The organism is Afipia dichlorophenoxyacetatis, assembly GCF_055386385.1.
In genome coordinates, this window is the sequence record NZ_AP029250.1 from 3,981,158 (window position 1) to 3,994,958 (window position 13,801).

12 protein-coding genes are annotated in these 13,801 nt (G+C 58.5%); 3 read left to right on the plus strand and 9 right to left on the minus strand.

Annotated features, from left to right (window positions below; genetic code table 11):
* Position 1: 1 nt before the first annotated feature.
* From cimA to cysS, 3 genes are all read right to left on the minus strand, one after another.
* On the minus strand, positions 2-1,600 hold the full coding sequence (gene cimA / locus ACZ5C3_RS18695) for a citramalate synthase (RefSeq protein WP_464032013.1): 1,599 nt from the start codon (positions 1,598-1,600) through the stop codon (positions 2-4).
* The gene (locus tag ACZ5C3_RS18700; protein ID WP_464032014.1) at positions 1,597-2,121 is read right to left on the minus strand and encodes a GNAT family N-acetyltransferase; all 525 of its coding nucleotides are present in this window, start codon (positions 2,119-2,121) and stop codon (positions 1,597-1,599) included. The genes cimA and ACZ5C3_RS18700 overlap by 4 nt, the downstream gene beginning before the upstream one ends.
* 114 nt (positions 2,122-2,235) lie before the next feature.
* Positions 2,236-3,630 (minus strand): cysteine--tRNA ligase, encoded by a 1,395-nt coding sequence (cysS, locus tag ACZ5C3_RS18705; protein ID WP_464032016.1) that lies wholly within the window; start codon positions 3,628-3,630, stop codon positions 2,236-2,238.
* Positions 3,631-3,923: 293 nt separating this feature from the next.
* On the opposite strand from cysS, the gene ACZ5C3_RS18710 reads away from it, so the two are divergent.
* Both ACZ5C3_RS18710 and ACZ5C3_RS18715 read left to right on the plus strand, forming a co-directional pair.
* On the plus strand, positions 3,924-4,232 hold the full coding sequence (locus ACZ5C3_RS18710) for a hypothetical protein (RefSeq protein WP_464032018.1): 309 nt from the start codon (positions 3,924-3,926) through the stop codon (positions 4,230-4,232).
* 194 nt (positions 4,233-4,426) lie between these two features.
* Positions 4,427-5,497: a DUF2865 domain-containing protein gene (locus ACZ5C3_RS18715; RefSeq protein ID WP_464044208.1), complete on the plus strand. Its 1,071-nt coding sequence runs from the start codon at positions 4,427-4,429 to the stop codon at positions 5,495-5,497.
* Positions 5,498-5,606: 109 nt separating this feature from the next.
* On the opposite strand, the gene ACZ5C3_RS18720 is transcribed toward ACZ5C3_RS18715, so the two are convergent.
* From ACZ5C3_RS18720 to ACZ5C3_RS18730, 3 genes are read right to left on the minus strand one after another with little or no spacing between them, the layout of a single operon-like run.
* Complete coding sequence (locus tag ACZ5C3_RS18720; RefSeq protein WP_464032020.1) at positions 5,607-7,364, minus strand: NAD+ synthase; 1,758 nt, start codon at positions 7,362-7,364, stop codon at positions 5,607-5,609.
* A gap of 43 nt (positions 7,365-7,407) precedes the next feature.
* Positions 7,408-7,761 carry a diacylglycerol kinase gene (locus ACZ5C3_RS18725; RefSeq protein ID WP_464032022.1) on the minus strand — a complete coding sequence of 118 codons (354 nt, stop codon included), beginning with the start codon at positions 7,759-7,761 and terminating at the stop codon, positions 7,408-7,410.
* Between the two features lie 2 nt (positions 7,762-7,763).
* Positions 7,764-9,152, minus strand: coding sequence for a class II 3-deoxy-7-phosphoheptulonate synthase (locus ACZ5C3_RS18730; RefSeq protein WP_464032023.1), 1,389 nt, complete (start codon positions 9,150-9,152; stop codon positions 7,764-7,766).
* 168 nt (positions 9,153-9,320) lie between these two features.
* On the opposite strand from ACZ5C3_RS18730, the gene ACZ5C3_RS18735 reads away from it, so the two are divergent.
* Positions 9,321-10,208 carry an alpha/beta hydrolase family protein gene (locus ACZ5C3_RS18735; RefSeq protein ID WP_464032025.1) on the plus strand — a complete coding sequence of 296 codons (888 nt, stop codon included), beginning with the start codon at positions 9,321-9,323 and terminating at the stop codon, positions 10,206-10,208.
* A gap of 46 nt (positions 10,209-10,254) precedes the next feature.
* On the opposite strand, the gene ACZ5C3_RS18740 is transcribed toward ACZ5C3_RS18735, so the two are convergent.
* The 3 genes from ACZ5C3_RS18740 to ACZ5C3_RS18750 all read right to left on the minus strand — a co-directional run bounded on the left by ACZ5C3_RS18740 (position 10,255) and on the right by ACZ5C3_RS18750 (position 13,796).
* Complete coding sequence (locus ACZ5C3_RS18740; RefSeq protein ID WP_464032026.1) at positions 10,255-11,418, minus strand: YncE family protein; 1,164 nt, start codon at positions 11,416-11,418, stop codon at positions 10,255-10,257.
* 273 nt (positions 11,419-11,691) lie between these two features.
* Complete coding sequence (gene gor / locus ACZ5C3_RS18745) at positions 11,692-13,077, minus strand: glutathione-disulfide reductase (RefSeq protein ID WP_464032028.1); 1,386 nt, start codon at positions 13,075-13,077, stop codon at positions 11,692-11,694.
* A gap of 200 nt (positions 13,078-13,277) precedes the next feature.
* Positions 13,278-13,796: a DUF2059 domain-containing protein gene (locus tag ACZ5C3_RS18750; protein ID WP_464032029.1), complete on the minus strand. Its 519-nt coding sequence runs from the start codon at positions 13,794-13,796 to the stop codon at positions 13,278-13,280.
* Between the last annotated feature and the right edge of the window lie 5 nt (positions 13,797-13,801).

Sequence of the window (13,801 nt, forward strand, 5' to 3'; positions counted from 1 at the left end):
CTCACGTCGGTGCGTTCGATTTCACCAGCTTGTAGATCACCGAGTCCATCAGCGCCTGGAATGACGCGTCGATAATATTGGGCGAGACCCCGACGGTCGTCCAGCGCTCGCCTTGCTCATCCTCGCTTTCGATGAGCACGCGGGTCACCGCTTCGGTGCCGCCGTTGAGGATACGCACACGATAATCGACGAGCTTCAGGCCTTCGATATACTTCTGATACTTTCCCAGGTCCTTGCGTAGTGCCACGTCAAGCGCATTGACAGGACCGTTGCCTTCCGCCGCGGAAATCAACTTCTCTCCGGCGACATCAACCTTCACCACCGCCATCGCCACGGTGACACGCTCGCCGAGGGAATTGTAGCGCTGTTCGACGTTCACGTCGAACTGCACAACATTAAAGTAGTCCGGAACCTTACCGAGCGTCCGGCGCGCCAACAGATCGAACGAGGCATTGGCAGACTCGTACGCGTAGCCGGCGGCCTCCCTCTCCTTCATCTCTTCGACAAGCCGTGTGAACTTCTGGTCGTTCTTGTCGAATGGAATATTGGCGCGCTCCAGTGCCGCAATGACATTGGACCGCCCCGCCTGATCGGACACCAGCACCCGGCGATGGTTACCCACGGCCTCAGGCGCGATATGCTCGTAGGTCTGCGGATCTTTCAGCACCGCAGAGGCGTGAATACCCGTCTTGGTGACAAACGCACTCTCACCGACATAGGGCGCGTGACGATCCGGCGCCCGGTTGAGAATATCGTCAAGCGCGCGCGAGGCATGAACCAGCGTCGCGAGCTTTTCCGCCGACACGCCGATCTCGAACTTCTCAGCAAATTCCTTCTTCAGCTTCAGCGTCGGAATCAGCGAGCAAAGGTTGGCGTTTCCGCAACGCTCGCCGAGCCCGTTCAGCGTGCCCTGAATTTGACGCGCACCCGCACGAACCGCAGCCAGCGCATTCGCTACGGCCTGTTCCGTGTCGTTGTGGGTATGGATACCAACGTGGTCGCCCGGAATGTGTTTGACGACCTCAGCGACGATCGCCTCTATCTCATTCGGCATGGTGCCGCCGTTGGTGTCGCAAAGCACAACCCAACGGGCCCCGACGTCGTAGGCAGTCTTCGCACAGGCCAACGCGAATTGCGGATTTTCCTTGTAGCCATCGAAGAAATGTTCGCAATCGAGCATCACTTCGCGGCCTGCAGCTTTTGCTGCACTGACACTGTCACGGATCGACGCGAGGTTTTCCTCATTGGTGGTCTCAAGCGCGACACGGACCTGATATTCCGACGACTTCGCAACAAAGCATATTGCATCGGCCTTTGCTTCGATAAGCGCACCAAGACCCGGATCGTTCGATGCAGAGCGGCCGGCACGGCGCGTCATCCCGAATGCGGTGAACTTCGCATGACCGAATTTCGGCTTGGTAGAAAAAAACTCGGTGTCGGCAGGATTGGCCCCCGGATAACCGCCCTCAATGTAGTCGATGCCGAGCTCATCGAGCATGGTGGCGATAATCTGCTTGTCATGCAGCGTAAAATCGACGCCATTGGTCTGCGCACCGTCGCGCAGGGTCGTGTCAAACAGATAAAGTCGTTCGCGGCTCATGACGGCCTGCCGGGCGCCTCGCCACGCGCGCCGTCACCGCCGAGAGCTTTCCTCATCGTGGTGTTGGTGAGCCATTCGTCACCCAACGAAACTGTGTTGCGTTGCTCGGCAACATAGCCGCGCTTTGCGAAGAACGGCTCAGCCGTGTCGCTGGCCTCCACTTTGAGAGAGGTCACGCCACGCGCGGCCGACAATTTCTCGATCGCATCGCAGAGCGCCGTAGCGACGCCTTGCCGAACAAAGCCCGGATGAACATACAGCAGGTCGATGTGGTCATTGCCCTTCACGGAAATGAAGCCCACGGGCGAACTTTGGATGGTCGCGACCAGGGTCAACTGGCCGGCGAGACGCTTGCCGAATTTCTCCTCGTCCTCAGCGACGTTGGCCCAGGCCTCGCGCTGCGCCTCCGAATAGTCGTCCTCGGTCAACTCCTCGACGCTTGCGACGAAAATCGCAGCAAGCACCGCAGTGTCCACGGGAAGAAGTGGCCGCAAGCCAACCTTGGGAAGCGCCTGTCCCATGACGTTAGAAGACTCCGAATACTTTGAGTGCGATCACGACAGCAGCGGCAATCACAACCCACTTGATCACGATGTAATAACGCCAATGCTTCGGAAACGGAGTGTCCGGCTTTGTCATCTCGCGATCTCCCAAGTGGTTCCTTCTTTCGAATCCTTGATGACGACCCCAATCGCGGCGAGTTCGTCGCGGATGCGGTCAGACTCCTTGAAATCCTTGCGGGCACGGGCGGCCGTGCGATCTGAAATCAGGCTGTTGACGCGATCGGCGTCGATGCCGCTCGCCTGTTGTTTCTTGGCTTTCCATCCCGCTGCACTCTCGGACAAAAAGCCAAGCAAGCGCAAGGACGCAGCGAATTCTTCGCGCTGTTTCGCGTCACCTTGTCCCGCAGCGTTGCGCAAACCATGCAACAAAGCGACAACCTGAGGCGTATTGAGATCGTCGGACAGCGCATCGAGAACCGCCTCAGATGCGATTTCTCCCTTGCTGTCAGCGGCAACCTCATACCAATCATCAAGCGTCTTGGCACTTTCTTCCAAGCTCTTGACTGTCCAGTCGATTGGCGAGCGGTAGTGTGTTTTCAGCATATTGAGGCGCACCACTTCGCCGGGCCAATCCTGCAGCAGCTCATTGATGGTGACGAAATTGCCGACGCTCTTCGACATCTTCTCACCTTCGACCTGCAGGAAGCCGTTGTGCATCCAGATATTCGCCATGGTATGCGTGCCATGAGCGCATCGCGATTGCGCGATCTCGTTTTCATGATGAGGGAAGATAAGATCGAGACCGCCACCGTGGATATCGAAAACTTCGCCGAGATAAGCAGCGCTCATCGCCGAGCATTCGATATGCCAGCCGGGGCGTCCCCTACCCCATGGACTGTCCCATCCAGGCTCCTCGTCCGATGAGCGCTTCCACAACACGAAGTCGGCCGCGTTCTTCTTGTGCTCGTCAACCGCAACGCGGGCGCCCGCCTGCTGTTCATCGAGCTTGCGGCCTGACAGCATTCCATAGTCCGGCATCGACGACGTATCGAACAGTACCTCGCCTGCGGCCTCATAGGCATGTCCGCGCGCGATCAGTTGCTTGATCAGGGTGACCATGTCCGTTTTGCCGTCAGGGCGCGGCAAGACAAATTCAGTCGCGCGCGGCTCAAATGTCGGCTTCAAGCAGCCCAACGCCGCCACGTCGGTATGAAACTGAGCAGCTGTCTTTTCAGTGACTCGCCTGATCGCCTCATTCAGCGGCAGATCGGGAAAATCACGCAACGCCCTTGCGTTGATTTTGTCATCGACGTCCGTGATGTTGCGAACATAGGTGACATGGCTTTCGCCATAGACCTGCCGCAGCAGCCGGAACAGCACATCGAATACGATCACCGGGCGGGCGTTGCCGATGTGTGCAAAATCGTAGACCGTCGGTCCACAGACATACATACGCACGTTTTGCGGATCGAGCGGCCGGAACGGCTGCTTGTGCTTGGTGAGCGTGTCGTAAAGCTTCAGTTCCATGGAAGGCGCATCCGTCCTTTGCCTTGCGGCCGGGCGTCCCATGATCTCATTTTTGAGAAAAGACGGCTCCAGCCAGCGAATCGCTAGCGAATAATCCCGCGGCAAATGCCGAAAATGGAGAGAGAACCGTTCATTGGCCGCACAATGGTCCAGCCAAGGGGACCGCGTCAAGGCCGTGGTATGTCCGGCACACTCTCCAAACCTTTTGTATAACTGGGGCTCGTAGCCTTAATAATTCTTAACTGTTTGGACCTATTCGTGTATGCGCCTGCTTCCCTCTCTACCGGTGCACCATGCGATTCGTGTCCGCGCTGTCCTTCTGCGCTCTTTTGTTGGTCAATTCGTCTGTCCTGGCTGACAGCCGCGTCTTTGTGATCGCCAATCAGTCAGACGGCTATGGCGTTAACGAGTGCCTTGCCAATGGGGACAAGTGTGGCGAACACGCCGCCCGAGCCTATTGCCAATCTCGGGACTTCTCCCAGGCCACCAATTATCATCGCATCGACCCCGACGAAGTGACCAGCTCGGTTCCGGCATCCACAAGCCGCACCTGCAGTGCAGGCGAGTGCGGCGAGTACATCGCAATCACCTGCCAGCGTTGAGCGGCAACACTCACGTTCCTTTGCAACTTTTGCCTTATCTGCGCCCCGGAATCGACGTGACCTCGCCGCCGGAAGCTAGTATGTGAGCATCCGTCGACCGCGTCGCGGTCAGTCAGCCGGATCGTGACAGTTTGCCCAGCCTCTTCTTCAAGCGATGCATCCTTGCCTGCGCCGCCGCCCTAAGCGTCGCAGCGATGACTTTCGAAGCCTTGGCGCAAGGTGCCCCTCCGCCCCCTCCCGGAGCGCCAGCAGGCAGCCCTATGTGTCAGCGGCTCGTCGGCCAGCTCGCAGCCATCGATGGCGGTGGCGGCGACAGCGCCCGCGCAGATCAGATCCGCCGCTACGAAGAAGCCGCCCGTCGTCAGCAGGGAGAGCTCGAGCGCGTACAAGGCCAGGCACGGCGCCAAGGATGCGATAGTTCGGGATTTTTCTCGCTATTCAGCGGCCAGTCGGCGCAGTGCGGGCCGATCAATACCCAGATTCAGCAAATGCGCTCGAATCTCGACCAGATCACCACCAACCTCGAGCGATTGCGCGGCGGTCCCGGCGGCAACCCTGAGCGCGACAATCAGCGCCGTTCGGTACTGTTGGCGCTGGCCCAGAACAATTGCGGCCCTCAGTACGCCCAAGCGGCTCGCGCAGCTGGCGGCGGGGGATTCCTGGAAAATCTGTTCGGCGGCGGCGGTGGAGGCCAAGTAACGGATGCACCTCCGTTGGACAATGGCGCTCCTTCATCGACATACCGCACCGTCTGCGCGCGTAGCTGCGACGGGTATTACTTCCCGATCTCTTTTGCCACAGTCCCGAGCCGTTTCGCGGACGACGAAAAGGTCTGCAAGAGCCTATGCCCAGCGGCAGATGCGACACTCTTCACCTATCGCAATCCGGGCGAAGACATGAATCAGGCCGTCTCGCTCACAGGCCAACCCTATTCGCAGTCTCCGAATGCGTTTCGCTATCGCCAGCAGTTCGACAAAACATGCAGCTGCAAGGCAGCCGGGCAAACCTGGTCGGATGCTCTGAAGAACATCGACGATAAGGCGGCTCTTGAGCAGCAAGGCGATATCGTCGTCACCGACGAACGTTCGAAGAAGATGGCGCAGCCGCAGCAAACACCGGTGTCGCAGCGTAAAGGTGCCGCGCCTCCGGCGGCAACGGCACAAAATCCAGTTCCAGCCGCCGCACCGGCTCCAGACCAGAGCACGACACCATCGGACAACAAACCGATCCGCTCGGTCGGGCCCACGTTCATTCCGGCGCGCTAATTTGCGCACCAGTGCGACTGATCGGCGACGCTACCAGATCTGCTCCGACGTTCTTTTCCGAGATTCCTGCAACACCGCATGAGCTGCGCGGCTAACGCCGTGCAACCAACTAGCCGTCAAAGGCTTCAACCGAGCCGCGGCTTGGGCGTGTGACCAGCGTGTCGTCCGCCTTCGGCAACGGCACACCGTTTTCACGAAACTTGTTGGTGATGGGATAGCGGCGGTCGCGGCCGAAATTCTTCCGGGTGACCTTCACGCCGGGTGCAGCCTGCCGACGCTTATATTCCGCGACATTCAGCAAACGGCTGATCCGCAGCACCGTGTCGCGATCGAAGCCTTCTGCAATGATTGAAGCCAACGGCTCTTCACGCTCGACAAGACGTTCAAGTATGGCGTCGAGCGTATCGTAAGGCGGCAGCGAATCCTGGTCGGTCTGATTTTCACGCAATTCCGCCGTCGGCGGCCGCGTGATGATGTTGGGAGGAATAACCTCCCCCGATGGCCCGAGGGCCCCTTCCGGCTTCCAGCTATTTCGCAACGTCGATAGCCGGAATACTTCCGTTTTATAGATGTCCTTGATCGGATTGTAGCCGCCGTTCATGTCGCCGTAGAGCGTGGCGTATCCCACCGACATCTCAGACTTGTTGCCGGTGGTGACCAGCATCGCGCCGGTCTTGTTCGAAATCGCCATCAGCAGCACGCCACGCGTACGGGCCTGAAGGTTTTCTTCCGTGACGTCGCGTTCCAGCCCTTTGAACGGGCCGGACAAAATTTCCTCAAGGCCAAGTACAGCGGGCGCGATAGGAAGCACTTCGTACTGAATGCCGAGCGCACGCGCGAGCTTCGCAGCATCGTCGAGCGACTCCTGCGCTGTAAAGCGGAACGGCAACATCACGCCGCGCACCTTATCAGCCCCCAGCGCATCGACTGCGATAGCAGCACACAGCGCGGAATCGATACCGCCGGAAATTCCCAGCAGCACACCGGGAAAGCCAGTCTTGTTCACATAATCGCGCAAGCCGAGCACACAGGCGGCGTAGTCACCCTTGTCGCCATCAATAACCGGAGCGATCGGCCCCTTCTTGCAGGTCCAGCCATCCTCGCCCTTGATGCACTGGATGGTCGTAATGTTTTCCTCGAATCCAGGGAGCTGTAGCGCCAGCGAACGATCGGCGTTCAGCGCGAACGACGAGCCGTCAAACACCAACTCGTCCTGGCCGCCCACCTGATTGAGATAAATCAGCGGCAGACCACTTTCGGCTACGCGCGCTACAGATACCGACAAACGCATGTCGTTCTTCTCGCGAGTGTAAGGCGAGCCGTTGGGCACGATGAGAATTTCCGCACCGGTCTCTGCGAGGCACTCAACGACATTTTCGTAATCCCGGGATTCTTCCATCCACGTATCTTCACAGATAGGAATTCCGATCCGCACACCACGAATGGTGATCGGTCCTGCGACCGGACCGCGCGCAAACACGCGCTTCTCGTCGAACACGCCGTAGTTCGGCAAATTGACTTTGAACCGCAGGGCCGCGATCCGCCCTTCGTCGAGCAGCACGCACGCATTGTAGAGCTTGCCGTCCTCGACCCATGGCGTGCCGATCAACATCGCAGGTCCGCCATCGGCGGTTTCGCGTGCCAACCCCTCAACTTCGGCGCGGCAGGCAGCCTGAAACGCCGGCTTCAGCACAAGGTCTTCCGGCGGATAGCCCGCTATGAACAGTTCGGGCAGCACAACAACATCCGCACCATCGGCTTTCGCCTGCGCGCGTGCCGCGCGCGCCTTGCCGGCATTGCCGGTGACGTCACCGACGATCGGATTGAGTTGCGCAAGTGTGATCGTAAGTTGGGAAATATCGGCCATATCTGCTTTTAGCCCGGCGGATGAGATTTCCGCAATTGCTCGCTTAGATGAAGCCTATGCGCTCTGCGATGGCAAACAGCCAGGTGATACCAGCTATGAGGAGCGCCACCCCCACGGCGGCCGAGCCCATATCTTTGACCCGCCCGATTTGCGGATCGTGATCCTTCGTCAGGCGATCCGACAGCTTTTCAATCGCCGTATTCAACAGCTCGACCACGAGCAACAGCAATATGACAATGATCAGTTCAACACGGCGCGCCGGCGTCACGCCGATGAACCACGCTAGCGGGATCGATATAACAAGAGCGACCAGTTCCTCGCGGAAGGCCTGTTCGGAACGGACTGCAAAAATCAGTCCGTTCCTGGTGTTGATGGTGGCGCGCCAGATGCGCAGCACCTTTAGAAGCCTGCGACAGCCGGCATCGGTTTCACCTTGCCTGCACGCTCCTGCTTCAGCAGTTCGGCGATCAGGAAGGCCATATCGATGGACTGCTCGGCATTGAGCCGCGGATCGCAAACCGTGTGATAACGGTCATTGAGATCCTCGTCGGTGATGGCCCGTGCGCCGCCGATGCACTCGGTAACGTCCTGACCGGTCATCTCCAGATGCACGCCGCCTGCGTGGGTGCCTTCAGCGGCATGAATCGTGAAGAACGATTTCACCTCCGACAACACGCGGTCGAATGGCCGGGTCTTGTATCCGGATGTCGATGTGATGGTGTTGCCGTGCATCGGATCACACGACCAGACCACCACCCGGCCCTCGCGTTGAACCGCGCGGATCAACTGCGGCAGATGATCGCCAACCTTGTCCGAGCCGAACCGGTTGATCAGCGTCAACCGTCCCGGCTCGTTCTCGGGATTGAGAATGTCGATCAGCTTGAGCAGTTCATCGGGCTTCAATGATGGGCCGCACTTGAGACCGATCGGATTCTTGATCCCGCGGAAATACTCCACGTGGCCATGATCGAGCTGCCGGGTGCGGTCGCCGATCCACAGCATATGGCCGGATGTTGCGTACCAGTCGCCGGTTGTGGAATCGACGCGGGTGAACGCCTGCTCGTAACCAAGCAGCAAAGCCTCGTGGCTAGTGTAGAAATCCGTGGCGCGCAATTCCGGATGGCTTTCGAGATCGAGGCCGCATGCGCGCATGAAATTGAGCGCATCGGAAATGCGATCAGCCAGTTCCTTGTAACGGCGCGACTGCGGTGAGTCCTTCAAGAACCCAAGCATCCACTGATGCACGCTGCCCAGATTGGCGAAACCACCTTGTGCAAATGCGCGCAACAGGTTCAGCGTCGCCGCCGACTGACGATACGCCATCAACTGGCGCTGCGGATCGGGCATACGAGCCTCCGCCGTGAACGCATTATCGTTGACGATGTCGCCACGGTAGCTCGGTAGTTCCACGCCGTTGATCTTCTCGACCGGCGACGAACGCGGCTTGGCAAACTGCCCTGCGATACGTCCGACCTTCACCACCGGCAGCGCGCCAGCGTAGGTCAGCACCACGGCCATCTGCAGCAGCACGCGGAAGAAATCGCGAATGTTGTTCGCGCCATGCTCAGCAAAGCTCTCGGCACAGTCGCCGCCCTGGAGCAGGAAAGCTTCCCCAGCCGCAACGCGCGCCAAGGCCTTCTTCAGGTTGCGGGCTTCACCTGCAAAAACCAGCGGCGGAAACGTCGCAAGTTGCGCCTCGACATCAGCCAACGCCTTGGCATTGGGGTATTCAGGCACTTGCAGCACTGGCTTCTTGCGCCAGCTATCGGGCGTCCACCGCTCGGACATCGCTGAAACTCCTAACAGAACCATCTGGACAATAGCGCGGGGTTATACACAGATGGCCCCTCTGTTGCCAGTTGCAATTCGCCTTTGCATTTCAAGCGCTTGCACACCCGGCAGGTTAACTTTTGACGATTTTACTGCCGTTTTGGCTTGCTACGAAAGGGAATAGCCGTGCTAACCGCGATTTCGAGCCCACCGCCGGATACCGGGCCTAGTGAGAACCTCTCGTTCAAGGCCTCTGACGGCTACCCGCTCGCCGCTACCCTGTTCAGGCCATCCGGACCGGTCCGGAGCGCGGTGCTGGTCAACTCAGCCACGGCCGTCCCACGGAAGATCTACCGGGGGTTCGCCAGCTATCTGGCAGAGCGCGGCTGTGCAGTCCTGACCTACGACTATCGCGGCACGGGCAACTCGCGCCCGGAATCGCTGGTGGGATTTAAGGCATCGATGGCGGATTGGGCCGCACTCGACGTGACGGCAGCGGTCGCCTGGATGCGATCGCAGTTTCCCATGCCGCTCCGCTATGTGGGGCATTCATTTGGCGGTCAGGCCCTCGGGTTGCTGCCGAACAACACCGAGGTTTCACGCGGGCTGCTCGTGGCAGCCCAGGCCGGTTACTGGGGCCTAATGACGCCGCCGGAAGGCTATCGTGTCTACGCGCTGATGAATTTCATCGGCAAGCCGCTCACCCAATTCATGGGCTATGCCTCCGGCAACAAGATGGGCATCGGCGAAGATTTGCCAAAGGATGTCTACCTGCAGTGGGCCCGTTGGGTCATGAGCAGGCGTTACTATTACGACGACCCATCGCTGGCTGCTCTAGCGAATTATCCGAACTATCGTGGCGCAGTGCGCGCGCTGAGCTTCAGCGATGACCCGTGGGCGACGCCGCCTGCAGTAGAGGTCCTGTGCTCAGGCTTCACATCGACCAAGCCGGAGATTCTCACGATCACTCCCGCGAGTGTCGGCGCAACGAAGATCGGACATTTGGGCTTCTTCCGCCGCGAGCATCGCAATAGCCTCTGGAAAGACGCTGCCGATTGGCTGTTGCCTGACTGAACCGGCAAGCGGGAAGGAAATGTCACTTCCCTTCCCGCCATGCTGATCACTTCTCCGCAGTGCGGATGCCGGCCGGACCATTGACCTTGATCGCAGGCTTCGAGGTCAGCTTCTTGCCGTCGAAGTTGAAGATCATGATCTCGTTCTCGACCATGCATTGTACGAGGATCGTCTTGCTGTCCTTGTTGAACGCGATGCCCTGGCACCAATGGCCAACTTTGGCTTCAGTCACAGGTGTCAGGCGCTTGTCCTTAAGCCTGTAGATCTTCAGCAAACCATTGTCGTTGAAGAACGGTGATGACTTCGGCTTGTTGGAGCCGTTCATCACCGCGACTGCAGCATACTGGCCATCCGGGGAAAGCTTGAGACCTTCCGGCGTCTGCCCGACGGTAATAGTGTCGGCAACGCGTGGCGGCTTTGCAGCGATGTCGATGACGCTGACAGTATCAGCATCACCACCGCTGGTGCCGATATTGGCCACAACCGCAGCATCGCCCTTCGCGGAAACGTCGATGCCGTAAGGACGCAATCCCGCTCCGAGGTCGCGCTTGGTGTATTCGACCTTGCTACCGTCCACCGACAGAACGGAAATCTTGTTATCGCCATCCCGGGTCACGAGCGCCGTTTTCCCGTCCATCGAGAACACGACATGGCTGGGCCCGGACGCCTTGGCGTCAAAATCAACCTTGCCTGCGGGCGTCAATGTCCCGCCGCTGACGGTGAAGATCGAAACCGTCCCCTCTGATCGATTGGCGACCAGAACAAGATTTCCCGCGCGATTGAAAGACACCCCGGCCGCACCAAGTCCCGCTTCCAGCGTGGCCACCACCGCAGGTGGTTTGGCCTTGAGGTCAATTACGGAGAGTTTGTTATCGGGAACGGATTTGGTGGCATCCGCAGGGTCGATCTTCATTGCGCCTGTGACGACCGCGATCGATTCATCCGGCGCTACGGCCACGCTCATTGGGGGGCCCACCACGCTGGTCGGCGCCTTGACTTCGCCGATGACCTTCGGCGGCGAAACATTCAAATCGATAATTGAAACTGTATCAGGCGCAGTCCAGGCTGGCGTTTTCGATACACCATCAACGAGCACAGCCTTGCCGTCGTTTGCCGAGACGGCAAGTTGAGCATGAGCCACAGAACCAAGCAAAGGAAGAGCAACAGCTGCGCACGCAATCACGCGCCCGCAGGAAATTCCAAACGGCATGGGACGTCCTCCCGCCCCGATGATTGTTTTTAAAGCCGCAGGTCCCGCGGGGGCGTCACAGGCCAGCAGCTTTAGTAAACACCGCCACAAGCCTAGTGTCACGAATCCGAAGTTCGCCTCATGTTGCAGCGCATCTCATAGCGAACTTCGGATTCGAAAGGACACTAGCAATCTATGATTCCAGTGTGGTGCAGGTTCAGAAGTTCGCTTAACGGACTCGTCGAGAAATGAAGCGAACTTCTGAACCACCACACTCGTCGTCCAACAGGAGTTTTATTCAGCTGCCTGCCTGACGTGCCGCGCACTCGGCATGCGCATGGTCACGAGCTCTTCGGCAGCCGTTGGATGCACTGCCATCGTCGCGTCGAAATCGGCCTTGGTTGCCTTCATCCTCACCGCAATGGCAACCACCTGAATGAGTTCGCCCGCTTCAGGGCCAACGATGTGGCAACCCAGGACGCGATCGGTGCTCGCATCCACGATCAACTTCATCAGCACGCGAGACTCGCTGCCTGAAAGCGTCGCCTTCAGCGAGCGGAAATCCGCCTTGTAGATGTCGATGTGTGTGTACTGCGCCAGCGCTTCTGCTTCCGTCAGCCCCACTGTGCCAACTTCCGGCTGAGTGAACACGGCGGTTGGGATATTGGAGTGATCGACCTTTACGGTTTTGTTGCCGAAAACCGTGTCGGCAAACGCATGTCCTTCGCGAATCGCAACCGGGGTCAGATTGATCCGATGCGTGACATCGCCCACCGCGTAAATGTGCGGCACGGATGTTTGCGAAAACTCGTTGACGGTGATGCCGCCATTCTTCGGATTGAGCGCAACGCCGGCCTTCTCAAGGCCGAGCCCCTTCACACTCGGATGCCGGCCGATGGCGAACATGACCTGATCGGACGCAATGCTCGACCCACTCGACAAATGCGACGTATAGGCTTCCCCGTGCTTCTCGACTTTAGTCACGATACAGCCGGTCAGAATGGTGATTCCAGCCTTCTCCATCTCGCGACGCACATGGGCACGCACATCGTTGTCGAAACCGCGCAGGATATTGTCGCCGCGATAGACGACAGTGACGTCGGCGCCAAGGCCCGCAAAAATGCAGGCGAATTCGAGGGCAATGTAGCCTCCGCCCTGGATCAGAATGCGCTTCGGGAATTTTGAAAGATGAAACACCTCATTTGATGAAATGACGTGTTCGATGCCTGGAATGGCATCACCGTGATTGGGCGCACCGCCGGTGGCAACCAACACATACTTGGCTTTGACAGTCTCGCCTGTGCTGAGACGCAACGTATGAGCATCTTCGAAGACGGCGCGGGCTTTGACGATCCGTGCTCCGGCCTTCTCAGCGTTGAATGTGTAGGCTGCCTCAAGCCGGGCAATTTCCCGATCCTTATTGGCAATAAAGGTCGACCAGTCGAACGTCGCTGGAGGAATGGTCCAGCCGAAACCCGCCGCATCGTCCAGCTCGTGCCGGACGTGCGACGCATACACCATGAGCTTTTTGGGCACACATCCGCGGATCACGCAGGTGCCGCCCATTCGGTATTCTTCGGCGATAAGGACGCTGGCGCCGTAACCAGCGGCAATCCGGGCTGCGCGTACGCCACCTGAACCACCACCGATGACACATAAATCAACGTCGCAATCGGCCATCAGAACCACCTGCAGAACTAATCGTCGCCGTAGTGGAGTGGATTTGACATTCGCTACCCGCCTTGCAGCGAGTTCATCAAGCGAATGTCAAATTCAAAACTCCACTCAAAACTTATATTTGCTAGTGGTCCTTTGATTCCAACATTCGCAGGAGATGCTGCTGAAACGGGATGCAAATGTTAGAATCGGACTACTAGCGCTTAGATATCTTTTCCGCGCGCCTTCATTTCAGCACGAAACTTGCCGTTGATTTCTTCGGAAAATCTCTGCGCCCACTGGTCCATATATTGCCGCGCCGTTGCGAATGCGACCGGCTCCCGTGCGATCGCCTTCGCGCCCAGCGGCGACTTATAGAATACAGCAAGCTCTTTCAGTTCTTGTTCCGTGAACAGCGAGGCATAGATCTTTGTCATCTGCTCGCCGATTTCCTTCTCGCGACCAGCAAGATCCTTGGCCACCTTCACAGCCACTTCATCGAGATCCTTCTGATAGTTCAGATTGCTCTGAAGCAGCACATCCTTGGTGCGCTGAACCAGACCCGGCACTGCCCCTTGATAAATCTGTTCGATGTGCTTGGCGGTGAGAATTTCTTTTGCATAGCCGAGAGCAGCCGCGCTCGGTGGCGGCGCTGCCGGTGCTGGCTGCTGTGCCTGGGCCGTGGCGCAAAACAGCGCAAGTGCAGCGCCGGCTCCCAGCAGCGTTTTCGAGAATTTCGTCATATTCA

What these genes read in the sequence shown, in the direction of transcription:
- cimA (WP_464032013.1), bottom strand. Translation starts at nt 1,600, where the DNA reads ATGAGCCGCGAACGACTTTATCTGTTTGACACGACCCTGCGCGACGGT.
- ACZ5C3_RS18700 (WP_464032014.1), bottom strand. Translation starts at nt 2,121, where the DNA reads ATGGGACAGGCGCTTCCCAAGGTTGGCTTGCGGCCACTTCTTCCCGTG.
- cysS (WP_464032016.1), bottom strand. Translation starts at nt 3,630, where the DNA reads ATGGAACTGAAGCTTTACGACACGCTCACCAAGCACAAGCAGCCGTTC.
- ACZ5C3_RS18710 (WP_464032018.1), top strand. Translation starts at nt 3,924, where the DNA reads ATGCGATTCGTGTCCGCGCTGTCCTTCTGCGCTCTTTTGTTGGTCAAT.
- ACZ5C3_RS18715 (WP_464044208.1), top strand. Translation starts at nt 4,427, where the DNA reads ATGACTTTCGAAGCCTTGGCGCAAGGTGCCCCTCCGCCCCCTCCCGGA.
- ACZ5C3_RS18720 (WP_464032020.1), bottom strand. Translation starts at nt 7,364, where the DNA reads ATGGCCGATATTTCCCAACTTACGATCACACTTGCGCAACTCAATCCG.
- ACZ5C3_RS18730 (WP_464032023.1), bottom strand. Translation starts at nt 9,152, where the DNA reads ATGTCCGAGCGGTGGACGCCCGATAGCTGGCGCAAGAAGCCAGTGCTG.
- ACZ5C3_RS18740 (WP_464032026.1), bottom strand. Translation starts at nt 11,418, where the DNA reads ATGCCGTTTGGAATTTCCTGCGGGCGCGTGATTGCGTGCGCAGCTGTT.
- gor (WP_464032028.1), bottom strand. Translation starts at nt 13,077, where the DNA reads ATGGCCGATTGCGACGTTGATTTATGTGTCATCGGTGGTGGTTCAGGT.
- ACZ5C3_RS18750 (WP_464032029.1), bottom strand. Translation starts at nt 13,796, where the DNA reads ATGACGAAATTCTCGAAAACGCTGCTGGGAGCCGGCGCTGCACTTGCG.